The organism is Marinicella marina, assembly GCF_030065545.1.
Lineage (GTDB): Bacteria > Pseudomonadota > Gammaproteobacteria > Xanthomonadales > Marinicellaceae > Marinicella > Marinicella marina.
The window spans coordinates 117,687-144,200 of sequence record NZ_JASJNC010000005.1 but is presented as its reverse complement, the minus strand read 5'-3'; the positions used below and the strand labels follow the sequence as shown (position 1 = coordinate 144,200).

At 41.7% G+C, this 26,514-nt stretch carries 27 protein-coding genes; 5 read left to right on the top strand and 22 right to left on the bottom strand.

What is annotated here, in order from left to right; genetic code table 11:
* Positions 1–131 precede the first annotated feature (131 nt).
* On the top strand, positions 132–1,271 hold the full coding sequence (locus QNI24_RS09275) for a GGDEF domain-containing protein (protein WP_283708654.1): 1,140 nt from the start codon (positions 132–134) through the stop codon (positions 1,269–1,271).
* A gap of 13 nt (positions 1,272–1,284) precedes the next feature.
* On the opposite strand, the gene QNI24_RS09270 is transcribed toward QNI24_RS09275, so the two are convergent.
* From QNI24_RS09270 to QNI24_RS09255, 4 genes are all read right to left on the bottom strand, one after another.
* Positions 1,285–1,815: a DUF5655 domain-containing protein gene (locus tag QNI24_RS09270; protein WP_283708653.1), complete on the bottom strand. Its 531-nt coding sequence runs from the start codon at positions 1,813–1,815 to the stop codon at positions 1,285–1,287.
* 98 nt (positions 1,816–1,913) lie between these two features.
* Positions 1,914–3,407 (bottom strand): Ig-like domain-containing protein, encoded by a 1,494-nt coding sequence (locus tag QNI24_RS09265; protein WP_283708652.1) that lies wholly within the window; start codon positions 3,405–3,407, stop codon positions 1,914–1,916.
* On the bottom strand, positions 3,404–4,030 hold the full coding sequence (locus QNI24_RS09260; protein ID WP_283708651.1) for a hypothetical protein: 627 nt from the start codon (positions 4,028–4,030) through the stop codon (positions 3,404–3,406). Before QNI24_RS09260 ends, QNI24_RS09265 begins: the two co-directional genes overlap by 4 nt.
* The gene (locus QNI24_RS09255; protein WP_283708650.1) at positions 4,027–5,904 is read right to left on the bottom strand and encodes a hypothetical protein; all 1,878 of its coding nucleotides are present in this window, start codon (positions 5,902–5,904) and stop codon (positions 4,027–4,029) included. The genes QNI24_RS09260 and QNI24_RS09255 overlap by 4 nt, the downstream gene beginning before the upstream one ends.
* 221 nt (positions 5,905–6,125) lie before the next feature.
* Between QNI24_RS09255 and QNI24_RS09250 the strand changes: the two genes are divergently transcribed.
* Entirely contained in the window at positions 6,126–6,380 is a 255-nt protein-coding gene (locus QNI24_RS09250) for a ComEA family DNA-binding protein (RefSeq protein WP_283708649.1), read from the top strand.
* Positions 6,381–6,414: 34 nt separating this feature from the next.
* On the opposite strand, the gene QNI24_RS09245 is transcribed toward QNI24_RS09250, so the two are convergent.
* Genes QNI24_RS09245 through pmbA form a run of 6 tightly spaced genes read right to left on the bottom strand, consistent with a single transcriptional unit; the run spans position 6,415 to position 11,917 of the window.
* Entirely contained in the window at positions 6,415–6,768 is a 354-nt protein-coding gene (locus QNI24_RS09245; RefSeq protein WP_283708648.1) for a Z-ring associated ZapG family protein, read from the bottom strand.
* A 1-nt stretch (position 6,769) separates the two neighbouring features.
* Positions 6,770–7,108 carry a DUF2288 domain-containing protein gene (locus tag QNI24_RS09240; RefSeq protein WP_283708647.1) on the bottom strand — a complete coding sequence of 113 codons (339 nt, stop codon included), beginning with the start codon at positions 7,106–7,108 and terminating at the stop codon, positions 6,770–6,772.
* 1 nt (position 7,109) lies between these two features.
* Positions 7,110–7,952, bottom strand: a complete 843-nt coding sequence (locus tag QNI24_RS09235) for a tetratricopeptide repeat protein (protein ID WP_283708646.1) — start codon at positions 7,950–7,952, stop codon at positions 7,110–7,112.
* Positions 7,949–9,307 (bottom strand): UDP-N-acetylmuramoyl-L-alanine--D-glutamate ligase, encoded by a 1,359-nt coding sequence (gene murD, locus QNI24_RS09230; RefSeq protein ID WP_283708645.1) that lies wholly within the window; start codon positions 9,305–9,307, stop codon positions 7,949–7,951. Before murD ends, QNI24_RS09235 begins: the two co-directional genes overlap by 4 nt.
* A complete protein-coding gene (locus QNI24_RS09225; protein ID WP_283708644.1) occupies positions 9,249–10,601 on the bottom strand; it encodes a MurL-like N-terminal domain-containing in 1,353 nt (450 codons plus the stop codon). Before QNI24_RS09225 ends, murD begins: the two co-directional genes overlap by 59 nt.
* Complete coding sequence (gene pmbA, locus QNI24_RS09220; protein WP_283708643.1) at positions 10,601–11,917, bottom strand: metalloprotease PmbA; 1,317 nt, start codon at positions 11,915–11,917, stop codon at positions 10,601–10,603. The genes QNI24_RS09225 and pmbA overlap by 1 nt, the downstream gene beginning before the upstream one ends.
* A gap of 163 nt (positions 11,918–12,080) precedes the next feature.
* Here pmbA and yjgA point away from each other — a divergent pair, with 163 nt between their 5' ends.
* The gene (gene yjgA / locus QNI24_RS09215) at positions 12,081–12,623 is read left to right on the top strand and encodes a ribosome biogenesis factor YjgA (RefSeq protein WP_267176408.1); all 543 of its coding nucleotides are present in this window, start codon (positions 12,081–12,083) and stop codon (positions 12,621–12,623) included.
* Positions 12,624–12,629: 6 nt separating this feature from the next.
* On the opposite strand, the gene QNI24_RS09210 is transcribed toward yjgA, so the two are convergent.
* From QNI24_RS09210 to QNI24_RS09170, 9 genes are read right to left on the bottom strand one after another with little or no spacing between them, the layout of a single operon-like run.
* Positions 12,630–13,313, bottom strand: coding sequence for a response regulator transcription factor (locus QNI24_RS09210; RefSeq protein WP_267176407.1), 684 nt, complete (start codon positions 13,311–13,313; stop codon positions 12,630–12,632).
* Between the two features lie 7 nt (positions 13,314–13,320).
* A complete protein-coding gene (locus tag QNI24_RS09205) occupies positions 13,321–14,670 on the bottom strand; it encodes a sensor histidine kinase (RefSeq protein ID WP_267176406.1) in 1,350 nt (449 codons plus the stop codon).
* On the bottom strand, positions 14,667–15,698 hold the full coding sequence (locus QNI24_RS09200; RefSeq protein WP_267176405.1) for an SAM-dependent methyltransferase: 1,032 nt from the start codon (positions 15,696–15,698) through the stop codon (positions 14,667–14,669). Before QNI24_RS09200 ends, QNI24_RS09205 begins: the two co-directional genes overlap by 4 nt.
* Positions 15,695–16,471, bottom strand: coding sequence for a DUF1295 domain-containing protein (locus QNI24_RS09195; protein ID WP_267176404.1), 777 nt, complete (start codon positions 16,469–16,471; stop codon positions 15,695–15,697). The genes QNI24_RS09200 and QNI24_RS09195 overlap by 4 nt, the downstream gene beginning before the upstream one ends.
* Positions 16,458–16,982, bottom strand: coding sequence for a DUF2878 domain-containing protein (locus QNI24_RS09190; RefSeq protein WP_267176403.1), 525 nt, complete (start codon positions 16,980–16,982; stop codon positions 16,458–16,460). Before QNI24_RS09190 ends, QNI24_RS09195 begins: the two co-directional genes overlap by 14 nt.
* The gene (locus QNI24_RS09185; protein WP_458368002.1) at positions 16,982–18,256 is read right to left on the bottom strand and encodes a class I SAM-dependent methyltransferase; all 1,275 of its coding nucleotides are present in this window, start codon (positions 18,254–18,256) and stop codon (positions 16,982–16,984) included. The genes QNI24_RS09190 and QNI24_RS09185 overlap by 1 nt, the downstream gene beginning before the upstream one ends.
* A 33-nt stretch (positions 18,257–18,289) precedes the next feature.
* Positions 18,290–19,102: a DUF1365 domain-containing protein gene (locus tag QNI24_RS09180; protein WP_267176401.1), complete on the bottom strand. Its 813-nt coding sequence runs from the start codon at positions 19,100–19,102 to the stop codon at positions 18,290–18,292.
* On the bottom strand, positions 19,099–20,334 hold the full coding sequence (locus QNI24_RS09175; protein WP_267176400.1) for an NAD(P)/FAD-dependent oxidoreductase: 1,236 nt from the start codon (positions 20,332–20,334) through the stop codon (positions 19,099–19,101). The genes QNI24_RS09180 and QNI24_RS09175 overlap by 4 nt, the downstream gene beginning before the upstream one ends.
* On the bottom strand, positions 20,331–21,251 hold the full coding sequence (locus QNI24_RS09170) for an acyl-CoA desaturase (RefSeq protein ID WP_267176398.1): 921 nt from the start codon (positions 21,249–21,251) through the stop codon (positions 20,331–20,333). Before QNI24_RS09170 ends, QNI24_RS09175 begins: the two co-directional genes overlap by 4 nt.
* 147 nt (positions 21,252–21,398) lie before the next feature.
* On the opposite strand from QNI24_RS09170, the gene QNI24_RS09165 reads away from it, so the two are divergent.
* Both QNI24_RS09165 and QNI24_RS09160 read left to right on the top strand, forming a co-directional pair.
* Complete coding sequence (locus QNI24_RS09165; protein ID WP_267176397.1) at positions 21,399–21,953, top strand: nuclear transport factor 2 family protein; 555 nt, start codon at positions 21,399–21,401, stop codon at positions 21,951–21,953.
* Positions 21,954–21,961: 8 nt separating this feature from the next.
* Positions 21,962–22,495, top strand: a complete 534-nt coding sequence (locus QNI24_RS09160) for a chalcone isomerase family protein (RefSeq protein WP_267176396.1) — start codon at positions 21,962–21,964, stop codon at positions 22,493–22,495.
* Here QNI24_RS09160 and QNI24_RS09155 read toward each other — a convergent pair.
* The 3 genes from QNI24_RS09155 to QNI24_RS09145 form a co-directional block, all read right to left on the bottom strand.
* Positions 22,475–23,533, bottom strand: a complete 1,059-nt coding sequence (locus QNI24_RS09155; RefSeq protein WP_283708642.1) for a GGDEF domain-containing protein — start codon at positions 23,531–23,533, stop codon at positions 22,475–22,477. The two genes, QNI24_RS09160 and QNI24_RS09155, sit on opposite strands and share 21 nt — an antisense overlap.
* 80 nt (positions 23,534–23,613) lie before the next feature.
* Positions 23,614–24,546, bottom strand: a complete 933-nt coding sequence (locus tag QNI24_RS09150; RefSeq protein ID WP_267176394.1) for a YbgA family protein — start codon at positions 24,544–24,546, stop codon at positions 23,614–23,616.
* A 119-nt stretch (positions 24,547–24,665) separates the two neighbouring features.
* Positions 24,666–26,489 carry a DEAD/DEAH box helicase gene (locus QNI24_RS09145; RefSeq protein WP_267176393.1) on the bottom strand — a complete coding sequence of 608 codons (1,824 nt, stop codon included), beginning with the start codon at positions 26,487–26,489 and terminating at the stop codon, positions 24,666–24,668.
* Between the last annotated feature and the right edge of the window lie 25 nt (positions 26,490–26,514).

The window sequence follows — 26,514 nt, the reverse complement described above, 5'->3', positions numbered from 1 at the left end:
GGTGCTTGTTGAATCTACAACCGATCACCAAATGTACCCAAAAGTCCTAAATATCAAACACAGCTAATATAAAGCCTGCTCACCATCAATATATGCTATGTTAACTGGAGTGTGTAACATAAGTGTGTGGGATGAAGGCTGAAATCGAGTCAGGTTATTTCCTGAACCAAATATATCATATTCGACAATTGGCATTGTATTTTGCTATGTTTTGTCTGCTATGTTTCATTTATTTGGACACCCAACGATTTTCTGGGGAATTGCTCAGAACCGTATTGTTAATCAGAGTCACCTTTCAGATCATTCCAATCCTGTTGATGATATCGTTGTCATTTTTTCAATTGTGCACCCCCAAACATAAGCACTTGGTCAATGGATTATTGGCTGTCGCAGTAACCACAGTCGGCGTGGGTCATGCTGAAATTTTAGTAGCAGCTTTTGAAAATAACAGTTATTTCCCGAAAGTAGGTTTGGTAATCATCTTATATTATGCAGGGATTATTTTATCCATGCCCTTGCTGTATTCAATCACATCCTCAGCTGCCATAATTCTGTATGCCACTTACTCATATTCTGCAGCGGGCTTAGCACAAGAAGAGGTATTATCGATAACTGTTTTTTATTTGGCTTTCTCAGCATGTTGTTTATTCATGAACATGATCAGCACCAAGATGTTGGTACAAAATTTCAAATTAATCAAACAAATGAATCAACAAGCCAACACCGACAACTTAACCAAACTCAGCAATCGCCGGTACTTTTTTGAAAAATCTTCATACATTCATGACAGCGCCAAGCGTGAATCTAAATCTTTCGCCATTTTGTTGGTTGATTTGGATTATTTCAAACAAATCAATGATGTCATGGGGCATGAGCAAGGCGACCAGGTGCTGACACATGTGGCCCATGTGCTACAGTCACACTGTAAACGGCCATTGGACATGGTTGCGCGTTTTGGTGGTGATGAATTTGTGTTACTTTTTTATGACACCGATGAAGCGTACATACAATTCCTCTGCCAAGACATCATCCAACAAGTTGAAGTCATTTCAGCTCAATTAAACGATCAACAAGCCAACAGCAAACTGGGGGTTTCTATTGGCATTGCTTTCAACCACAAGGATGATAAGTATGGCATCAAAGCATTGATAAACATTGCTGACAGGGCCTTGTATGAGGTTAAGAAAAATGGCAAAAACGGATACCAATTTGCTGATGAAAGCATGTTTAAAGATGCTGAGATATGTTCCGGCCAATTGTCTGTGGCCTGAAAACAATTACCAATTAAACCGATTGTTCATAAGCCGCTTTGATCCAGCCCAGCAGTTCATCATCCACATCTTTCAAACTGGTGATTTGAACTCGGTGCGTGCACATGCTTCCAAATGGCCCTGATGCCTCTAAACGATCTGTGATTTTCTTGTTGTTAAGCTTTAACCCCAAATCGATTCTTTTCTTGGTTGCCGGTTTCACTAAGACAAACTGAAACTTTCGAATAAAACTGACAGTGGTTTTTTTCGGTGTGACAGTCACATCCTCACCCAAAGCCAAAATTTTCTTATGTAGTTGATCAAAGATTGGTCTCAAAGACTCCTTGCCTTGGTATTGAGCGACAACCAAATCACTTGCATCCTGCGAAGCAGCATCTGACTCATTGGCTTTGTGCGCCACAAAGTTGGCAAAGCCATAAGTAAAACCGTGCTCACTTTTAAGGAAATCAATCACGGCTTTGTGCTTTTCAATACCAGATTTTTTCACCACATCAACCCAATGAGCAAGTGAATGACCTGTTTGTTTTTCTAAACCTGCTTCCATCGTTTCAACCTTCCGCAACAAATCAATAGTATAACCCAATAAAAAAAGGCCCTACAAACGGGCCTTTTTTTATACATTTAATAGGATTAGGTTCTTGGTTATTCGAAACCATCCTCAAAAATTAAATCCAAATCGATGAAACAAGTTACGGTAACCGCGGCTGTGGCTGATGAACCACCGTTCAAAGTATAATTGAAATCATCAGTTGGGCTGCCATCATTACAGTAATCAACGTCTGGAGTGTAACTGACATCGGCACCATCAACACCAATGACCACCGCTCCATTTACTGGCTGAGTCACTGATGCAATGAACTGTTCTCCACCATCCGTGTCAGTGTCATTGGACAACAGGTCAAGTACGTTATCAACGCTGTTTTCCTCAACTTGAGCGGCATCTGCGACCGCAACCGGTGCTTGATCAATACCCCAGTCACCCACTGGATACAATGTAGGACCTGCTGTTTTACATAACATACCTTGATTAGCAATGTCATTCACAGCTGCGCGGTACCACAACACAGGGTCTTCATTGACCAGTGTCTCATTATCGACTATTCTTGTTTCATCCATAGAACAGTTACCCAAACTATTCTGACCTGGTGTATCTGAGTATTCTGTTAAGCTACCGTTGATCAGCTTGTATCGTGAAACCATCACGTCTACTTCGTGGTAATTATCCAGGCTGGGATCAGCAGGAACGCTGTAATCATCGATAAAACCCAACTGGGAATCACCGTCAAAACCAGGTACCATTCGATATCCACGACCACTAACACTGTCCTTAACCAACCATGTAACTTCATCATCAAAGGTATTAGGATCATTGGCTTTTCCACTGGTAATTTCCCTTAAATCTGTAAACTCAGTGGTTTGTAAATTTTCTCCATTTTGATCAACAATGTATACCAGGTCATTATCACCACCTTCAATATCAAAGTTAAATCGCCAATAAGCATGGTGCCAATGGGTTGTGCCACTGAATGTACCATCGCTGTTGCCAAAACCAAACCTAGGTTCTATACGACCATCTTCATGAAAAACATATCTTGCAGAGTATTTATACCAATCAGCAGAATGATTAGTTGTTATCACCATTCGGTCATCGTATTTCTCAACTTGTACCTGAGAAGTACAGTCATTTGCATTTCCTACCGTGCCGCTGCCCCCAGGACTGACATCCTGAAAAGGACAGTTACCGACAGGAAGATCTTCATCCACTGAAATATCGCATGTTGTGATTGCAGGCCTTGTAGGATTTTCAATGGCATCAGCTCGTAAAAAATTGGACGAAGTATCTTTCCAATCTCGGTAGCAAGTGCCACTACTATAATTAGCAAACAACATAGGTATATGTGCTCGTTCCAAGACCAAAAATCCATTCAAATGCACGTTCCTGACTTCTAAACTCGACCCCCTTGATGCTGAACTGTTTTCTGGTGATAAATAGCACATTTCCCACACAGGCTCCAGTGTAGGCCAGCCTACATAATTTTCGCCAAAACCATCACAGTTAGGAGATCCAGCTTGAACAAAAAACGTGTAGGACAGCATGAAAAATGCAACCACTGCATTATGTATTATTGTTTTCATTGTATTTTCCGCTTTAAAACTTTTTTTATTCTGTTTTTAATGCCCTGTTCAGTAGCCTTATCAGTATCAAAATGTGGATAAGGTATGCTTTTATCAGATAACCTTACCACTGCATGCGCAACCATAGCTGTGTTTGCAGATGATGCCATCACATGGACGCATCTATTCCCAAAATAGCAAGGCTGTGTTGGCTCTTTATCCAGATAATTAAAACCACCGTTCAAAATAATGGGCTGGCCTTCATCAATCAATAATTTCCTGATTTCTGGATGCATCTTAAACAACTCGAATGCAATGAATATTTCTTCTCTGATAACACTGGCGTCATTTTCAACATCATACACTTCATTGACCAGTTGTTCGTCGTGAGTGTATGTCCGCAAGAAACCCTGTCTTTTAATATAATCATGACCTTGTCGATAGATGAACCTTTTTTCCCCCTCATCAGTCATCACCTTGTCATGCCATTGATTTGTCGTTACCTCAAGAAACTCGCCTGATTCATTTTTTTTTATCGCAATCGCCCAAGGTGGCAAATCGGATTCGTAAAAAGGCAATATTTCCAATGCGAGTGCTGGATTAAAAGTTAAAGACGTTAACAATAGAATGTATATATACTTCATTCATTCACCTGTAAAAAATCCATCACCATATCAACCGGAGCGGAACGTCCATTTTCTTCCCATAATTCCTTCATAAATGCCCCCCTACTTTGATTGGCAGGACCAATATCCCAATCTCTGTCACACATCTCATTCTCTGTTGCAAAATTATTGACGGTTGCCTCACGCGCTAAAAAGTCAATATAATCCTTGCTCGCAGTTTGATACTTTAAGGTTGCTTCAATTACGAACGGTCCAGTAACACCGGTGACCGGAATTTGATAATTGGTTACATCAAAATTCACCACTTGGCCTGGGTGGCCTGGTCGAGGAGTGTATATAATCCCCACTGGCTTCATCTCAATGTTATCAGCAGCTCTAAACCCTAATGGTGGAATCCTGTTATCTTTAGCTACACAATTATTCAAGACAAAATGAAACATCTTGTCTCCATTTTCATCACTTACTTCACAATTACCATCTTCTGTGCTTGAATTTCCATCAGGGTCAGGATTCCAAATACCTTGTAGAGCTTCATAAACTTTCAACTGTGTATCTTCTGTTAAAATACCAGTGTTTTCATCATACGCACCGCTTTCCCAAAAAGCATTATTGGCACCATCTTTTGCCACAATATGCAGCCACATCCTGCGACCTTCTGCATAACTGGTGGGTAATTTATGACCCGATAGGTTAGTTACTTTAACATTGATATTTAGCTCATCTGAGGTTTGATTGGTGAGTGTAGCTTCAATCAATGCACTTTCATTTTGAAGCTTATTTAAGGCATAGTCGGTGGATAAATCCAGCGACTCTTTTATACCTTCATTGATTGATTCAAGTTGATCGCCGTATATTGTTTTAATAACTTGAGGAATCCAAGTATTGGCACCAGCAAACTGATGTGTGCGCAGATTACCTTTCCTGCGACCATTCCCATCAACATCTAAAGCATCAAAAATACAAGCCCTTGCAGCCTCACTCTCTGATTGTGGCATGTGACAACTTTGACAAGTTTCTCCTTCCAATAATAGAGGAAACTCATCTGATAACCCAACTTCCATACTGTCTCTGTAAATGAGATCAGCAAATAAAGAGTTCTTCCATTCACTGTAAGTTCTCTCAATAGGCATAGGCAAGTCTGTTTCGACACCATCGTTCCAAAATTTTCTGGCAATACTCAACATTCCATTTTGTAAAATTTCAGGGGAAGAAATATCATGACACGACCCGCAAAATTCAGAAGACTGAATATGATTGGACCCTTCCCATGCATGGGGTGGAGTTGAGCCACCATCCATATAATCCTGTTCGTTGTATGGTCCGTTTCTGCAAGGACCGAATCCGCCTGATTCACAAGCCACATCATCAATCCAATTGTCACCATTTTGTAAAAAACCGGCTTCACCACCGGGGCCTATCGGCTCAATTCTGTGACAATAATGACAACTTACTCCACCATAATCATTCAGCTTACTTTCAGGCAGTATATAGTTACCTGTTAATTCACATCCATTAGGCCCATCTATAAAGGATTGGCTGGCTTTAGTTGGCTTAACATTGCCTCTGAACCAACCATCTGGAGTATGGCACCGCAGGCAAAAATCACCCACACCAGGAAGGTCATTATTGGCTACATCTAGTGCAGCCCAAAATAACGGGTCGCGGGTAGCATGGGCTTTCATTGACCCCATCCATGTTCTGTTAGGCATATTAATACTGTCATCTGCTACATTGCCTCCTTTGTGGCATCCTTGACAGTTCGAAGAGGGTTCTAATGAAAAGTTAAGACCTGGTTGTGTGCCATGTGGCGTGAAATCAATTTGACTGCCTGCATGAACTTGGACACTGGCAAGTAGCAGCACCAAGTATTTAAGAATTAATTTGTATGACATGTGAGTGGAAAGTGAATATTTAATATTATCTTTTCATTATATAGCACCCCATCAATAAATTCCTACCAATGTGTCGCATTTATTGTCAATCTCTACCAAATAATTGACACAGTACTCAGAAACTGATGATTGGTACAATGTGCTGGCGTACTTAACATGGACAGCAAGTGATCAGAAATTGATTTAGGTCACTTATTTAAATTAATCATAAGGAGAAAAAAATGAACTATTTAAAAGCTTTATTAATCGCTGTGTTTTTATTCGCACAATCTGCCATGGCCGCCGTCAACGTCAACAAAGCAGACGCTGCACAAATTGCCGAGGAACTCAAAGGCATTGGCTTGTCAAAGGCCACTGCCATTGTGGCTTACAGAACCCAGAACGGGCCTTTTAAAACAGTTGAGCAACTGACAGAAGTCAAAGGCATCGGCTTGAAAACTGTGGAAAAGAACCGCAGCGAAATTCTTTTGAAATGATTGAATAATCGATAAATGAAACCCAACTGTCTGATTATTCAGTTGGGTCTTTATTCTCGTCTGTATCTGAGCCTTTCAAATATTTGATAGTCACCTCACGAGAGCGGCGATTGATCAGTTGGTTTTGAATTTGTTCCTCAGTCAATAATTTTTCGGCCGAGTCTGATAAATGATTAAAGACTTCTTTGTAACTTTCGGTCAGGTTGTCTATCAGATCAGCGGTCTTAGCAAAATGATCTTCTACTTCGCTTTGATAACTGTCTAATTTTTCCTGAACCGCTTTGACTGATTGCTCTGATGAAGTTTTTTTACTGGCAAAATACATAAATAATGCACCAATAATCAATCCCAATGCACCCGCCATAACCATATTTAAAATCTGCTCCATATCAATTCCTCACTTCAATATCATCAATTAAGTCTTGTACCAGAACCCATGGCGCAACAGTCACAGCCATCAGCACACTGCGCCGAGCTATCCAATCCTTAGCATGTTCATCATGTGCTCGCTCTAATGAACCGTTTTCCATCCAGTTTTGAATTTGTTCCGCATTATCTTGGTGAATGGCCACAGCGACATCCAATAAATCCATGTTTTCTGTGACCTTAATGAGAATACCCTTGGCAAAATGTTTCTGTAGTTCTTGGAAACTGATGGGTGCCATTTGTTCGGCAAAACGAGTACGAGATGACTCCAGTGATTGGTTATTTGTTGGATCGATTTCCATGTTATTCCGTAATAAATTCTGGGGCTTCACGCCAAGGTTTTCTGTCAACATAACTTTGTAAACGTTGGATGGCTCCATAACAAAGGCGGTCATCTTTGGCTTCATAGCTCAAAAGCAATTGCTGTAAAGACTGTTTGAATGCTTCATCAGTTTTGGGGAAGTCAACATCACAAAAATCTTCTACAATCCACGATTGCACTTCAATGGCCTCATTGAAGTCAGAAATTTCTGCCAACACCGCGGCTTTGGTGTCCAGGTATGCCCATGGTATGGGCTCACTTGGGGCATACAAATTTTGTAGTTCAGCATAAACCTTCCATGCTTTTTGTCCATTGCGACAAGCTTTATCAGGCAAAGTGGATAACATCCAAGCATGGTCGTTGAATGCTGGTTTGACATCCCTACTTTGAGCCTTGTCTAACAATTCATAAGCTGCATCACAATTGAATGTTTCACCGTTTATTTCATATAAATTAAACAACGAAAGTCGATACATGGACTCACCATGGCCCGCTCCAGCTGCTTTGGTGAACCAGGTTTTGGCTTCGTCGTAGACTTTATCTCTGAATAACAATTGGGCTGTTTCAAACATGCCGTGGACGTAGCCCATTTCAGCAGATTTAAGAAACCACTCTTGGGCTTTTTCGAGGTTTTGATCAATGCCCATGGTACCTTGTGCAAATGCCGAACCAATGAAAAAAGCACTTTCCGCATGGCCTGACTCAACTTGCTGCAACAACGAATCAGGAATCACTGTTACCTCACTGTCATCAACCACTTCAGTGGCTTGCTCAGCTGTGGCTGCTGCGGCTGCCAGCAACATTACCAGCAGTATGTTTTTCATTGTTGTATCCATTGGCTAAACTTCTGACCTCGTTGTTGGTAATCGTCAAATGCATCGAAACTCGGCGCTCCAGGAGAGAGTAACACTGTATCCCCTGGTTTTGCTTGGTCTTTGGCATATTCGACCGCCTGTTTGAGATTTGGTTGCTTAATACATTGTGTTTTTATCTGCTGATTCAAGACAAGTTGATGTATTTTTTTGCTGTTTTCCCCACTGCAAATAATCATTTTAGGAGGATGCACCTCAATCGCCTCTACCCACCACTGCCAATCCACCCCTCGGTCAAAGCCACCAACCAATAAAATAGTTCGCGACGGATCGACTGTGCCCATGGCTGCAAAGGTTGAATGTGGCGTCGATGAAATGCTGTCATTGATGAATTTAACACCGTTAGACTCAGCCACGAGTTGTAATCTATGAGGCAATGGTTGAAATTGTTTGATGGCGTTGATGGCCATTTTAATGTCCAGACCCAACATCAATACAATGGCACAGACAGCTGCTGCATTGTGTAAATTATGCTGGCCTTTAAGTTGCCACCCATAGGCTGAAACCAAGGCCTTGTCTTGGTACATCAATACGCCATTGAGCTCATAAAATCCATGCTGATTGCCATAATAATCAGGCCGCTTTCGCAGTGGTTCAATCTGTAGCATTTTGGTGCTGTTCTCATCGGCAGCATTGAGCAAAACGCGTTTACTTTGACGCAGTAGCCGCCATTTATCGTGGTGGTATTGTTGCTCAGTTAAATGCCAATTCAAATGTTCTGAATACAAATTCAACAACACCCCAATATCAGCCTTGATGCTGCCATCATAGGCCTGATAACTGGATGTTTCTAACACCACGTAATCGAAACTCCCGGTACACTGAATCAATGGCAAACCAAAATTTCCCGCCAACACCACCTTGAAATCCATCGCCTCTAAAACGGCGGTTAACATGGCGGCTGTGGTGCTTTTTCCTTTGGTGCCAGTGATGGCTATGACTTGCCCGGATTTCTCATTATCAAACCACAGTGCAGCACTGCTGATGAGCTGGCATTTGGCCTGCTTTGCAGGCGCTTGGTAAGGGCTGATACCGGGTGATTTTACCACCACCTCAAATTGATTCAAAACCTCAACTGAGACTGGCACAGTGATGAAGCTAACACCCTTTGTGTGCTCATCAGGCACCTCATCTGCGCCACACAACACAGCAATCTCCATATTCGGACACCGTGCCAACAAATACGCCAAGGTGGCCTTGCCCTCGATGCCAAATCCCCAAATGGCTGTGGTTTTATTTTTCAGTGTCTCAAGCTTCATATTGAATGGCCTGACTGAAATTTCGTTTCGCTGGTATGTTATGGTCATTACTTGGCTGCATTATTGACATTTTATCCTGCTCAGTGGTTGGTGGTAAGACCCTGCTCCAAGCGATGATTTTTGGGTGGTTTTGCCAATCAGCATGTTGAGTCAATAGCATAACAGCCAATCGACATTCTTGTTGTTCTCCCACACATTCAAAAGGTTTGATACCCTCGATTCCCAACAAAGAGTCGAACAGCACATCGAGTGCTTGGTTATCAAATAGATTTTGTTTGAATATATCAAGCAGTTGCTGCCTTGTAATAAAGGGTGCCAGGCACAGAAAAACAAAAGCGCACTTCGGACACACACCACACCAATGGTGGCTGGTGTTTTGACTGCCTGTGAGGTGAAAGTTACGGTTACAACTAGAAAAGTAAGCAAAGTATTTTTCTGCTGACGCAAAACGCTTGATGATAGCCAGTTCTGAAAAGGGCCGCAACAATGAAAAACAATCCAAAGCCTCAGTGATATGAGTATGAATGATTAACTGCCAGTTGCGTTCATAAGCCAATGACTTGGAATATTGGTGGTTGATCCACTGGCCGCTGTCAGTTTGTAAGTTACCCACATCAGCGGAACGTTCATTAGAAAACACCACACTGTCAAAGTCGTACAACAAAGCCGCTACAACCGCCACACAGGCATTGATGGCAGTGATTGGAATGTGTCCGTTGTAAGCGCCCTGTTGGTTGACTTGTGCCAATTTTTTATCAACTTGGCGCTGGATTGATATTAATGGAAGGTTGGTTTTTTCAGCCACAGACATAATAAATTCTGATTGGCCCACGAGAAACAAACAGGCCTCCTCTTGCAACTGCTTGATGGCCTCTATGCAGACCAATGAATCTTTGCCACCACCAATGGCTACCAACGATCTTTGGCGCAGCTCGCAAGGTTCTGGCATGGGTGCTGGCGAGTGACCCTCAATCTTCACCCAATCCAACCAGCCTAAGTTGTTTTCATGACCCAATTCAGCCAAACCAGCTTGCCAGGTTGCTGTTAACCATTGCGCCTGTTGTTTAGTGGGTGCTTTGTGCTGAAAAGAAATGGATTTGGCCAGAGCGGTTTTGTAGTAACTGACCCCTGCCATCCAAAACAAACAATCGATGGCCGCATCGATGTTTTTTTGCTGTTTTAAATAACGCGCCTGATCGATATTTGCAAAGGTAAAAGTTTCAGTAAAGTCACCAAATTGCGCGTCAAAGTAGTGACAAGTCAATTGACCTGATTGTTGATTAAAATGCCAGGATTTGAATAAAAACCCTTTTTTTGAATTTTGCTCAGGCTGCACTGACATCAATCACCTGCTATGGTCATTTCTTCAATCAACCAAGAACCTGTATGGATTTTACTGCGCAAATCAAAATCAGCGCCAACCCCTGCTAAATTACTGAACATGTCTTTGAGGTTACCAGCTATGGTTAATTCACTGACTGGAAACTGAATTTCACCGTTTTCAACCCAGAAACCTGAGGCACCGCGAGAGTAGTCGCCGGTTACTGCATTCACACCCTGGCCCATCATTGAGGTTACAAATAAGCCACGGTCCATGGTTTTGATTAAGTTATCATCAAATTCGTTGTTACTTTGCACCATGATGTTGTGCGCGCCACCTGCATTACCGGTGGTTTCCAACCCCAACCTTCTGGCTGAATAAACTGAGAGTAAAAAACCGGTTAATGTACCGGACTCTATGATTAATCTTTGTTTGGTCTGCACACCATTGCTATCGAAGTTGCGACTGGCAAATCCGCCCAGAACAAACGGATCTTCAAACAGACTCAACCATTCTGGCAGAATTTGTTCATTCAAATCGTTTTTAAGGAAACTGGCTTCCTGGTACAAAGCACTGCCACTGATGGCTGAGAGCATATGACCAATCAGCGACTTGGCCATCGCTGGATCAAATAATACCGGTGCTTTACAAGATTTTATTTTTCTTGATCCAAGCCGCTCAAGCGTTCTTTGTGCAGCAATCTGACCGATGTCCTCAAGTGCAGGAAACCGAGATAAATCACGCTCGGCATCCCACCAGTATTCACGCTCCATCATGCCATCTTTCTCAGCAATACCAACCACACTGGCTGAGGCATTGCTGCCATGCTTTTCACCCAGAAAGTCATTGCTGTTGGCATAAATGCTGTGGCCTTCTCCGAGTTGCACATTGGCCTCATCTATGGTGATGGATTGACCGACAGATTGTGCATAGTCGATTGCACCTTGATGGGCTGCCAATGCCATATCAACCAGCGCTTCACCTTCAACCTCATTGTCAAAATAAGTACCCAGGTCTTTAAAATCAGTCGCCAATAAGCTTTTATCAGCCAGACCTGCCGCCTCATCGGCTTCAGTCAACCCAGCAATCGTCAGTGCCTTCTGAATCGTCAATTGTACATTCTCATCGTCGACCACTGCGGTCGAGGCTGAGCCTTTGGCTTGGTTTTTATAAGCCGTTATGATCATTGATTTGTCGACGTTGTTCTCAATGGTATCAACCTCACCCTCACGACAACTTATTGACACACCAGAGCCCTCTGAGTAAACCACCTCTGCTTCTGTTGCTCCTTGCTTCTTCAGCTCAGTTAAGACTTGTTCAATCAATGTTACAGACATATTTATTATTCCAGGCATGTTATTTTGGAGCAGCCATTTTACTTGATTTACTGACAATTTTGTCAAAATCATCAAGCCTTATCAATCAACTGAAAACAGGTTTTACAACAGCCTTACTTATGATTTTGTTAAGATATACGCTGCTATTAAATTGAGTGATTCCATGAGCAACAAAGACCAACAACCACACCCCTATGATGTCGAAGAAGAAGTATTGAGTAAAACTCAAAAGAAACAAGTGGTGCATGACTTGCAACAACTGGCCAAAGAAATCACCGCCATGCCAAAAAATAAACTCAAGCAAATTGATTTGCCCTCTGCTTTCACCGATGCCATCATTGAATCTAAGCGGATCACCAGTCACATTGCCAGAAAACGACATTTTCAATACATGGCCAAACTGTTATTAAAAGCCGATCATGAGGCCATCAGAACACAAATCATGCAGATTGAAAATCTTGATGGACATTACCAAATCCGTGATGCAGTGATTAATTTGTGGATCGAGCAAATGGGTGTTGATGACAAACCTTTGTTTGACTTTCTGTATCAACATTTTGATCACGAACAGTTGGGACATCTGCGCCAACATGTCAGGGCCCACATGAAAAAACCAGAAGACAGTGTCAAACGCAAAAAATTATTCCAAGCTTTACGCCAATTGGATCAGCAAACGGAATTACCCAACCCTCAAACCTTGGCTTAAATGCTTTTAAGCTTCAGATATTTTAAGGCCAACACCAGGAATGGTATGCAACAGCTGAGTTTCGAAAGGCTTATCAATGGTTTTTCGCAAGATGTAGAGATGACTTCTCAACACATCTGAATCAGGAATCAAATCACCCCATAATTGTTGTGCCAGTTGGTCTTTTGTCACGATTTCAGGTGATTTTTTCATCAATATCTTTAAAATTTGCAACCCTGTGGGTGAAACTTTGAGCTTTTGCTTATCTCGTGTTACTTCCATGGTACCCAAGTCAAACACCAGATCCCCCACCTTCAATGCTTTACTATCGAATTCTCCTCTGTGGCGCCTGATCATGGATTCAAGACGTGCAATCAACTCGTCGGGGTTGAATGGTTTGGCTAGGTAGTCATCAGCACCATTATCAAAACCTTTCAACTTGTCACCAATCTGGTCTCTGGCTGTTAACATAATGATAGGCACATCCGATTTGGCTTCTTTGCGTATTTTTTCACAAATATCAAAACCATCCATGCCTGGCAGCATCACATCTAAGATAATCGCATCATAAGGATTGGTAACTGCCAAATGCAAGCCGGTGATGCCATCTGCGGCAAAGTCGACAGTAAACTCGGCCATTTCAAGGTGGTCTGCGATGGTTTCAGCCAAAGCCGTGTGATCTTCTACAATTAATACATTTTTACTGGTCATGGTTTTTCTACTGTTCGTTACTTGCTAAAATTTCTGCGTTGTCTAAGGTTAATATGGCCTTGGTGCCATGGCCAAGCTCACTCTCAAATTTGATTGTCCATCCACATTGTCTACAAATCATATCGACAATTGATAAGCCCAAACCAAAACCTTTTTCAGCACCGTGCTCATCAACCCGATAAAACGGTTCCATGATGCGGTTCAACTGTTCTTGATTCATGCCTTTGCCCTGATCTTCAATGATGATGTTTGCACCTTCAATTTTAACCGATAAAGTGGCAGGGTCTTGTGAATAAATACATGCATTCCTGACCAAGTTGCTGACCACAATCGCAAACAGCTGTTCGGAAAGGTAAGCCTGAACCAAATGTGTTGGTTGCCAAGACAGTTGAATACTTCGTGGCTCAAACATTCTAATGGTGTCTTCAACCGTGGTTTTCAAGATGTCATTAACCAAAATCGGATGATCAGAAATTTCTATCACCTCATCTCTTGAAAGCATCAGCAAGGCTTCAATCAATGCCTGCATCTCTTCAATCATTGGCTGCATGCGGTTGATTAACCTTTGACTTTTTTCTGGCAAATTTTGTTTTCGCAACAAGTCCATCGACCCCCGTAACACAGTCAAAGGTGTTCGCAGCTCGTGTGATGCATACCTTGAAAAATTACGTTCACGGGTGATCATGGTCGATATGCGATGAGAAAACGCATCAAAACTATCAATTAGGGTGTTGACATCCACATGTCCCATTTTTTTGATGTCGTCAAATTTAAGATCATCCAGACCTGATTTTGAAATGTTGGCCTTTTCCAATCGATCAACCAGCTTAAGTACCGGAGAAAATGCCCTTTTCGAAAACAAATAAGACACAAAGGCAGGCACATAGACAATTAATAACACAATGATTAAAGGTGTTATGCCAAAGTACAAAGCCAGTTTGGAAACCTGTGCTTCTTCAAAGATCAGAAATAATTTTTGATTGTTTTTTTCCGTGATATAAACAATCGGTCTTTTTTCATTCAAATCAATCCGTTGGTATTGTTCAGTCACTTCTGTTAAAACTTCCGGCACCATGGAATAATCATCGTCATAAACCAGGTAACCAGTGAGGTTCATGGTTTTCGGCAGCGGAAAATCTTCATACTTATTGCGGTGTTCCCAAAAGAATTTAGCCTCGCCAATCAAGGCCTCTTTAATCAGAACGTCTTCAACCACTTTTGCCGCACCGATGACACCACCCACTGTGGCAATGCTGATAAACACCAACTGCACAAAAAAAACTTTATTTAAACGCCTGTGCATGGTGCCTTTGGCAGGCTTACTGCGTTTGGTTGTTTTAGGAATCGGGGTGCTCATTGACTTTTATTAAACAGATAGTGGGCAACAAGCCACTCACGCCCTTCATCGTACCCAAACAATTCAGCGCAGGACATAAAGAAAATACGCCACCGCTGGAACCAAAGTTTGGCATCTGACCCATAGACACGTTCAAAAATAGGCATGATTTTTTGCTTATTTTTATCCATGTTTGCTAACCAATGGTTGGATGTTTTTTCGTAATGTTGTCCAGAATTGATCCAGCGCTGTTCAATTTTCAAGTGTTGTTGAAAATTCAGAAATGTATCAGCTGCAGGCATCTGCCCACCACTGAAGAAATATTTGGCCATCCAATTATCGTCACCCTCTGCAATGAATGGATACATCAGATACCTGTGACAAAATACGTGTACAAACAATTTCCCTTCATCTTTTAACCAGCCTGAAATGTTATTGAAGAGGTTTTGGTAGTTTCTGACATGTTCAAACATTTCGATAGAAATAACCCGGTCAAATTTTTGTTCCAAACTCAACTCGTTGATATCACAAGTGATGATTTCAACATTATCGAAACCTTTTTCTTTGGCTTTTGCCATGATGTATCGACGTTGTGAGTTAGAATTAGAAACCCCAATTATTTTTGACTGCGGCAATTTTTCAGCCATGTAAAGGGTGATTGAGCCCCAGCCACAACCTAACTCGAGGATGTCTTGACCATCGGTGAATTGACCGCGCTCTAAATACAGTGCCAACATGTTTTCTTCGGCTTCATCCAATGACTCATTGCCGTGATAATAACAAGATGAATATTTACGTCTGGCACCCAAGGCATGGTGGTAAAAATCAGCGTCCACCTCGTAATGTTGTTCATTGGCTTTGTCTGTATCAATGGCCAAAGGTGATTGTTTGAGCTCCTCTAAGAAATCCGTATATCGCTGGCTGGCCAATTCAACATCATTGGCTTTTTCCTCTATCAGGCGCTGTCGGCATAGCTTTCTGATGCCTGCACGAACCAGTGAATCGGGTAAATAGCCCCGTTCAATCATATTAATCAGTGTTTTAATCATTGTTTAGGTATCCAGGGAATGAATGGACTGGTTTTTTCCATGTAGTCACGATAGGCTTGACCCCGTTTTTTTAGAGCCTGTTGTTCCGAGAAGGGAATGCCAGTGAGCTTCAGTAAAAACAGCAGCATCACAGCAACCACTAAGAATGACCACCAAAAATACTCAGAGTGCCACAGCAAAATGGGGTAGACAAACCAGTGCAGCCATTCGAAAAAGTAATTTGGGTGTCTTGAATAACGCCACAGGCCAATGTCACAAACTTGGCTGGAGTCGTTGTTCTTTTTAAATTTGTGTAGTTGGTGATCTGAAATGCTCACTCCGACCAAAGCACTCAAACCTAACAGTGCAGCAAATACCATTTGCGTCGATGACACCTCTGGCGAGGTCAAAACCCAGTAGGCTGTCAGTGAGAATATCACTGAGAGCATGGCTTGGAATTGAAAAAACGTGAGGAATTTCAGCTGCGTGTGCTCAGACCAATGCTCGCGTAAGTTTTGGTAGCGGCTGTCTTCGTGGTTAACATCGTAGCGCAACAGCAAATGATACAGCAATCGCCCGTACCAGGTCAGCGGGAAAATCATGACCATGATGACGTTGTTCAAAGGCGCATCGACCAACAACACATAGGTGACAGCACAAATAAGAATACCAAATGTCCAAGCGATATCCACGCTGTCAGCATTGCTGGTTCTTTTTTGTTGGTACCAAGCGATCAGTTGTATGGTCACACACAACAAAAAACCATAGAAAACAGGGTGATTAAACAATTGCATCAGAAGAATCCTTATCCTGCTGGGTGAACCAGACAATAAAAACAAAATATACCAGCCAGCTGATACCAATAAATGACATGGCATGCCACAGCACTGGAATTTGCGCGGCACCTAATTTTGCCGCTGATACATAACTCAACGGCGCACCAATTAACATGAACATGGCGCCTATTTTGGGGTGATTAAGCAGCCATTGCATGCCGGTTCTTACCGTCGCTCCAAAACCCACCCATAAAATCATAATCCATATGGGTGGCAGGAATGCCGCATCTAGTATTTTCAATTCGTAATTAACCATACCCCTTGCGTGTAATATCCCATCGATGACGAGGCCAAAGATGATACTGAATAAAACAATCTTAACATCAATTTTATTCAACGATTTTTTATAGATATTAATTCCAATCAACACCAATAAAACCACAAAACCAGGCCACAACAAATCATTGGCTGCACCCAGCACGCAGGTGAACCAGAGAACATTCAATAAAATGACATTAATCAAAGTCATTATGAAAACGCCTGAATAGAGGATCTGCGGTTCATTGGTTTGGCAAAAACCAAGTGAACATCGCTGATGGCACGCTCAATGAAGCCACCTTCGCAATAACTGAGGTAAAATCGCCACATGCGCTGGAAATCATCAGCGTATCCAGCCGCTTCAATCTGTGCCACATTTTGATTAAATTTATGTTGCCAGTCTCGCAGGGTGTAAGCATAACTTTCACCGAAGTCCTCGGCATTGACCAGTTTCATGTCGGTGCTGTTGGCATTGGCCGATAAGATGGCCCCTACAGACGGAATGAAACTGCCCGGAAAAATATATTTTTTTATGAAATCTACGGCATGAAGCGCCTGTTCGTAACGATGATCTTCAATGGTAATCGCCTGTATCAACCCCAAACCCTCGGGCTTGAGTAATTGTGCGCATTTCTTAAGGTAGGTTTCAAGATAATGATGGCCCACCGCTTCAATCATCTCAATGGATACCAATTTATCAAATTCACCTTCAAGTAAACGGTAATCTTTTTTCAACAGTGTGATTTTGTTTTCCAGGCCCAAAGCCTTGATCTTGGCCGCTGCATAAGCATGTTGTTCGTTAGAAATGGTTGTGGTGGTCACTTTACAGCCATAATTTTGTGCTGCATAAATAGCAAAACCTCCCCAACCGGTACCAATCTCAACCAAATGATCACTTGCCTGTAAGTCCAACTTTTCGCAAATCACCCGGAGCTTCCTCTCACTGGCTATTTCCAATTCTTCATCTGGTCTTGCATATATTGCCGATGAGTACATCATGCGCGAATCTAAAAATTGCTCGAACAAATCATTACCCAGATCATAATGACCAGCGATGTTTTTACGACTACCTTCAAGGGTATTCTTATTAAAAAAGTGGCCTATTTTTAATAAAGCGTTTTTGAATTTGGCACTGCCACCTTCCATGTCATCTAATAGATCACGGTTGCGAACAAAAACTTGAATCAATTTGGTCAAATCAGGACAATCCCAATCGCCGGCTATGTATGATTCCGCAGCACCAATGCTGCCTTGAAAAGCCACTTCAGAGTAAAAGTTTTGGTTGTTTAGCTGGATCTGCGCATGACAGTCTGATGCTGCATCGCCAAAAACCATATCGCGGCCGTTTTCAGTAATGGTCAGCTGTGCATGAGATAAGGACTTTAATTGTTTAAGGACTTGTTTTTTAATGAAAGATTTCACAATACCTGTTTTCGCGTTGATTTTGTTAGCGGATTTGCTGGTTATGGTGTCGACTTGGTTCATCATTTCTTTCTCCGATGAACACTGGCTCATCTGTTATTTTTCAGGTTTCTTGGTGGCTGGATGGTCAAAAATGGGTACTTTTTTAATCCACAGTTTGAAGGCTTGCCAATAAATACCTAGGGACATTTTCCAACATTGAAACGGCCTACTAAATACCACCCTATTCACCTCATTTTCCATAATGGGTGTGATATTAGTGTCTAAAACCACATTCATAACATTCACGTCATTTTTATTCAAAGACATCTTAATTGATAAATGCTCTTTTTCCACCCTAAACTTCCAACAATAATGCACATCCATTGGCACAAAGGGTGAAATGTGAAACTGTTTATCAAATTCAAAAACATGGTGATTATCTGCAGCATCCAAAATGGTTTTATGATCCAAAAAATCGTGCAGATACAAGTGTTTTTCACCCCAAGGCGTGTTGTTAATCTCAGATACAATATAAAGTAACTGTCGGTCTTGGTAACAAAAATAAAAATTGACAGAATTAAAGCCGTAACCCAGAAACCTAGGATGGGTAAAAAGCCAAGCATCACCTTCATAATCCTTGCCTGTCTTTTGTTTTATAAAAGCACTGAGCTTGGTTATGATTGGTTGTGATGATGGGTTGATGTAGTCTTTATCATGAATTGCCGTGATGCCCCATTTGTTGTGGGCAAATAGTTTGGACTGGCCTGCTAAATCATCGAGGTGTTTCAAATCCAAAAAAAACCAGCACATGCGGTATTTGAAACGGTGATTTTTTGGTGTTCTGCGGCTATGTATCACAAATCCGTCGGCTTTTGACAATTTTGTATAGACCTGACAGTGACTGTTCGAGGGTGCCGGCTTAGTCATAATTGCTTAATCAAATCAGCCACTTCAACACCGCTTCTTGCGCCATCTTCATGAAATCCCCAACCCAAATAAGCGCCACAGTAATAACTGTTGTTATTGCCTTGTATTTGACTGATGCTTTGTTGTGCTGTTAAAGTTTTTCGGTTGTAAACTGGGTGGTGGTAGGTTTTGTTTAACAGTTTTTTTTCTGACTTGATGTACTCGCTTTGATTAAGACTGACAATCACGGGGGTTTTACATGGCAGTGATTGCAATAAATTCATGTAATAATTAACTGTACATGCCGCTTTTGGCTCCCTGTGCTTGTTAACACTCCAGCTCGCCCAGGCATGTTTGTTGGTTGGTAATAAACTGGCATCTGTGTGTAAGTCCATTTGATTCTCTACGTATTCAATGGCTGCCATTGACTGACGTTCCTGTTCGGTGGGTCCCTCTAGAATCTTTAAAACTGTATCGGTGTGAGTTGCAAAAACAACCGCATCAAATATCTGTTCAGTACCCGCTGCGTGAACGGTAACTTGATTAGCTTTTCTGCTGACTTTATCAACTGCTACACCTGTAACATGTTGTCCTTGCATGTTTTCGGCAATCGCTTTTACGTATTGCTCAGATCCGCCTTTGATGGTTCGCCATTCCGGCCTTTGATTGATTTGCAGCATTTGATGGTTTTTCATAAACTGCAGCATGTAAACCAAGGGGTAATCTTTGACCGAATTAAAATCGCCCGACCACAATGCACTGACCATTGGTATGATGTGCTCATTGATAAAATAGTCACTGTAATTATTTTCAACCAAATACTCGTACACACTGACATCCGATGAGGTATTGAGCAAACCTTCAGCTGCAGTATAAAAACGTTTTATGTCCCAAATCATGCGGTAAAATTTTGGATTAAACAAATTTCGTTTTTGGCAAAATAAAGTCCTTAAGCTGGTTGCATTGTATTCCAGGCCACTCTCGCGATTGGCAACCGCAAAACTCATGTCAGATTTAATTGATTCGACGCCATACTTATCGATAACTCGACAAAAGTTGGTGTAGACGTCTTGGTTAAATACAATGAAGCCAGTATCCACTTTGATGGTTTGACCATCGACACTGACAGTTTGAGTGTTGGCGTGTCCACCTAAGTAGTCGGCCGCTTCGAACAAAGTATAGTCACAATGACCATTGAGGCCATCAGCAGCCATCAATCCACTCACCCCTCCACCAATAATCGCAACCTTCATGAATCAGCTCTGATTTGTTTCTTGGCCAATAAGGTTGGATTGGGTGCTTTCATGTCCCAGACCAAACCCAGCTTGTTCATTACCCACAATATGTAGTAGCTGAAGTCTAATTGCCACCACGTAAAGCCCTGTTTGACTGAACCAGGATTACAATGGTGGTTGTTATGCCAACCCTCACCCAAAGTAAAAATAGCCAAAATGAAATTATTGCGGCTGTCGTCCTGAGTCTCATAAGTTCTGAAACCAAAAATATGTGCCAATGAATTGATGCAGTATGTGATGTGTGACAGCAAAACAGTTGATATGAAATAACCCCAAATCAACATTTGTCCAGCACTGCTTCCCAGCTCCGGATGTGACTTGGCCAAATAACTCCCTAACATAAACAGGCCAGTGGCATATATGATTGGGAATAAGATATCAAAACGGTCAATAAACCGCAGTTCTGGAAACTTCTCTAAGTCTTTGACATACTGTGATTTGGTGGCAAAGTTTTTCTTCATCAAAAACCATTTTAAATGACTGTGCCAAAACCCATTTCTGGGCGAATGGGTATCCTTTTCGCCATCGGCATGGATGTGGTGGTGACGGTGATGTGCAGCCCACCAGATGGGCCCACGCTGAGTTGCGGTCGCACCAATAACGGCAAACAGGCCTTGCACGATACGTGATGTTTTGAATGATTTGTGCGAAAAATAGCGGTGGTAAAAGGCAGTGATGGCAAACATCCTGATGACATATGACAAAACACATACCAACAGCGCCACCCATGAAAAGCCTACATAAAACACAAACAAACAAGCAAGGTGTATGGCTATAAAGGGAATGATTCGAGTCCAATCTATGTCATCTGAATCGGCTAACAATTCGACTTGGCTTTGTGAGTTGTCGAACCATTTTGAGAAAAAATTTTTCATTCTGGGTCGTTTATTTTAATTCCAGCATGGTAGCAAGCATTGGTGAAAAAATTGTGAACCGCTGAACCGGTCAAGTATTCAGTTCACATTGATTACACACATATTAAACTATTATGGCAACTTTTATTAATAAACATTATAAATGTCATGAAAGTTTTAATCGTTGTTTTACTGGCTACACTCACATTGTATGCATGCAGCAGAACGCCACAATTGAAGCCTAACCGTACAGCAGCGCTTTATTTTGAGCAATTGAATGAAACCCCAGCAACATCCGATCAGGATGTCAAAAAGGTTTTTAACCAAATATATGCTGATTACAAACAAGGCGCCACTGAAGACAATATCAGAGCAGTTTATGCTGATGACCTGTATTTCAATGACACTTTCAAAATCATCACGAACATCGACGATTTGGTTCATTACATGTCACAATCAGCTGGTCAAGTAAACAGTACAACAGTCGACATTCTCGATGTTATTCGCAGCGAACATGATTATTTTGTTAGGTGGTCGATGAAAATTGATACCACTATCAGTGGCAAAGACATTTTTTCACACTCCATTGGCATGACTCAGCTGCGTTTCGACGAACAGGGTAAAGTTATTTTTCACCAAGACTTTTGGGATTCATCCGAGGCGTTTTTTGAACACTTACCAATGATGGGAAGATTTGTCAAAAAAGTCAAAACCATGTTATAACTACTATTATGAAACTTTTTATTATTGCACTAACTCTCACTTTCAGCACTTCAACGCTGGCTGTTGAAGCACTGCCTGAGTCAATTGAAAAAAACCAAACTTCATTCGAAAGGTGTAACAGCTACACCCTTCGTTACGGCTTGTTTTTCAAAATTGCTGAGATCGGTTGGTATGCCGAGAATTGTGATGTCAATCAACCCATCCTTGAGATAGGCAATAAAATTGTACGCTTTCATTACTTCAGGGACGTCAAAGCAGACTTTTTTAAGGAAAGTGCAGAAGATTTTTTTGTTAAAAATTTGACGGGGGAACAAAAACGCCCAGAACTGATAGAAGACTTAAAGAAATTCAATAACAGTTACACTGGTATCAAACCTGGCGAATACTTCGATTTGTTTCACCAAGACAAGGAAAAACTCAGTTTGTTTCGAAACAGTCAATTACTTGGCTCTACCAACAACCAAGACTTGGCCGTTAATTACTTCAATATTTGGTTTGGTAAAGAACCCGTGATTGATAAACTAAAGAAAGCTTTCAACTGATTCGGTAGCTGTTATAAAAGCCACACGATTTCTGCCTGCTGCTTTCGCTCCATACAACCTTTCATCAGCTTTTTTCAACATATTGGAGACTTCAGCCTGTTCTGCCCTAACAAAGTCGATACCAGCACTGACAGAAACACCCCCTCGCTGAAAACAACCGTCTACAGCAATGTCTTCCGTGGCTGATCTGATTTGCTCTGCCACTTCTTTGGCTTCACTGTCATCATCAATGAACATAAACAACGCAAATTCCTCACCGCCCAAGCGAAAACAAAAACTGCCCTCAGGGCTGAATTGCTGCATCAGTTGAGAAAACTTAATCAATACTTCATCACCCGCTGCATGACCGTGATTATCATTAACAGCTTTGAATTTATCTAAATCAAAAAGAATCAATGCAAGCGACTCTTTTGCGGTATCATTTTGATTCAACATTTGGTCAAAATAGTCATACATCATTGTGCGGTTATACAGACCAGTCAAATGATCATGAATGGCCAGTTTTCTTAGTTTTAACTTGGCATTTCGATTGGCTCTTTCATAGCTATGAGATATACCCCAAAACAACAAAGCGCAGATGATAATATTGGCATAAGCCACTTTCTGTTCAAGCACCTCATGACCGCTGAATCCAGAGAAAAATATCCAAGTTGATAAGGTATAAAAGCAAGCTGTGATAATGAAGCCTAATTTAACGCCCAACAGCAAATAAGATGCCAGTGGTATCACCAACGCCCATGAAAATATGGTGATTGAAACACCCTCTGTAGAGAATGCAAACATCATGATACTGAAAAAAATAATCACATAAATCAACGCCAGACGTCTGAAGCCTCGTTCATTTTGGTTGCGAATGACCTTGAGCAATAGCCACAAAGAAATCAATGCCACTACGAACTCAATGGCTGCCAACAAAGACAGGCCTCTGATTTGATTAATCACAGCGAAAATTACACCAGAAACAGAAGTGAAAATCAAAATGACTTGAAACACCCGCTGCTTATTCTTATCCAACTCATCGACCATCAATTGAATCACGCCCCCTCTAATCACACAGGTATTATTATACAACAATCCTTGATTACGAAAGCACTGGAATCAAAGCGATTGAGTTATTTTTAAAGCAATTTTGAAGGATAAGGTTCGAAATATTTTTGTTCTAACAATGACTCTTTAGTAGATACTTTTATGCATTCCAGCAGTGCTTCAATGACCTTTGATTTATTGAACAACTGATTTTGATATTGGTTTATCATGGCCTCTAAATTAAGCACTTGCTGTGCCTGCAACAGAGGCTCCAGCTCATTCAACACGTGACACATCACCGCAACGTGATTGTTGCGCTGTGGTCGCGCCGCCAAACAGTCTCTGTATATGGCCTCATAGCTATTCAATAGATGACTGTTATTGCTGTTATTAGCATCTGCCAACAACTGGTCCAGTTGATGCAACAGCGGCTCTGAATGTGCTTTGAACAGCAACCAATACCGGCGATGAAAATCTTTAAGGCTTTTGACTGATGGTGATATCAGTACATTTTTTTGCCAATCTGAATGGGCAAACACACGAGTTAAAAAATGAGCACGAACTTCACTGTCAGCAAGACAGCTCGCTTCTTCCACAGGCAAGCTGGGATGGTTTTTAATCACCTGGGTACTGAATGCACCTCCAGCAACGCCAATCTGGTTCTCGCCATCCTCACAGAAAACTTTGACCTTATGCAAACCACAGCTGGGTGACTTCTGCATAAAAATATAACCACAAAAAGTTTCAAGTTCGGGAATGTATTGATCAGCCAATAGATGTAACTTATGGGTATGATCAAGGTTCGGATTGTTGACTGCCCTCACCCTGATTTTGTTCTCAACCTGAACCAAGTTAATGGGTTCTCGTGGCACACCCAAACCCACTTCGACTTCTGGACAAATAGGCTGAAAATCAAACCACTCGCTGAACGCATCAGTCATCCATTGGGCATGTTTGTGTCCACCGTCATACCTAACGTTTTGACCCAACAAACATGCACTGACACCAACCTTTATTTTATCCACAATCTGACAATCACAGCACTGAATACATTATTCTAACATGCTGCCACTGCCACTTTTTTAAGCAGCTCTGACAACAGAACAAAATTTCAAAGTCGATTAACAATCAGGTTATTGATCAGTTAATATTTTTTTCCTCTGGCTTTGTTCTTTTTTCCAAATGAATTTGATTTGGCTTTCTTTTTACCTTTATTGACCGGTTTGCGACGACGTTTAGGGCTGGCAGGTTTTCGGCTTGATGGCGATGACTTTTTGGCTGTTTGTTGCGCTCGTTTGATTTCACTTTTGCGCCCGCATAATCTAGCCTGCCACAAAATATCCATAACCTCTTTTGGCATGTCAGCGGGCAAATCAACAGTGGTCACATCATCGTATATTTCTATTTGGCCGACATACTCTCGGTCTAATTCGGCCTCATTACATATCATTCCAACCACATGAGTTGGTTTGACACGCTGATTGCGACCCGCATTCAATACATACCTTTCCATTTCCACATCAGGATGCGTAATCAATGGCACTGGCTTGGTATCAATGATTTCCGAACCGCTTTTTCTGATCGGTCGTTTTTCATCACGCAGCTGGTCTGAGCCCTGAGCGCGTGCATGCTTTTCACCTTTGGTCTCAGTAATGAACAAACCTTTATCGCCATGATTCATGTAGGCCAATGCTGCTGCTATTTGATTGCTTTCAAAGTCGGTTTCTTGTTGTAACTCAGCCACCAAGTTATTATAAAGAGACAAATCTTTAGCAGCCAAAGTTTCAATGATCTGATTTTTAAAACGTTGCATGCGATTGTCATTGATATCAGCAACTGATGGTATGTTCATTGGTTTGATTGGTTGATTGGTGGCCTTTTCAATCATACGCAACATCCTTTGCTCACGTTTGGTGATGAATAAAATGGCCTCACCTGAACGCCCTGCTCGACCCGTTCTGCCAATGCGATGAACATATGACTCGGTATCGTATGGAATGTCATAGTTGATGACGTGACTGATTCTCTCTACATCCAAGCCTCTTGCCACAACGTCGGTGCCAATCAGTATATCAATCACGCCTTTCTTCAGTTTTGAAACCAAACGCTCACGCTGTTTCTGTATCATATCGCCATTCAATGCTTCGGCAGAAAAGCCCCTGGCTTGTAATTTTTCTGCCAGCTCTTCAGTGGCCATTTTGGTGCGCACAAAAATTAACACGCCATCAAATTCTTCAATTTCCAGGACCCGCGTCAATGCTTCTAATTTTTTAATGCCACTGACCATCCAAAACCGTTGATTGATATTTTTTGCGGTGGTGGTTTGGGTTTTGATTTTGATATCAACCGGGTTATTTAAATGGTTAACAGCAACTTTTTTCACTTCCTTGGGCATGGTGGCTGAAAACAACGCAATTTGTCGTTCATCAGGTGTGTGGCTCAATATCCAATCCACATCATCTATGAAACCCATGCGCAACATTTCATCGGCTTCATCCAAAACCAATGTCTGCAAGCCATCTAGCTTCAATGTTTTGCGACGCATGTGATCCATCACCCTACCTGGTGTTCCCACTACCACTTGCACACCACGTTTAAGCTGCTTTAATTGGATGGTATAACTTTGACCACCATAAATCGGTAACACATGAAAATCATCGATGTGCCTGGCATAAGCTTGAAATGCTTCTGCCACTTGAATGGCTAACTCACGGGTAGGAGTCAATACCAACACCTGAACTTGTTTGGCTTTTAAGTCAATTTTTGACAAGATGGGTAACGCAAAAGCAGCGGTTTTACCGGTACCAGTTTGCGCTTGTCCTAAAACATCTTTGCCAGATAATATGGGCGGTATACTGGCCGACTGAATAGGCGATGGCTGTTCATAACCATTTTCTTTGACTGCTTTTAAAATTGGACTGGATAAACCCAGTTCTTCGAATGTGTTAACAGGTGTTGATTGTGACATATAGTACGATGCGAGGCCGCAAGAA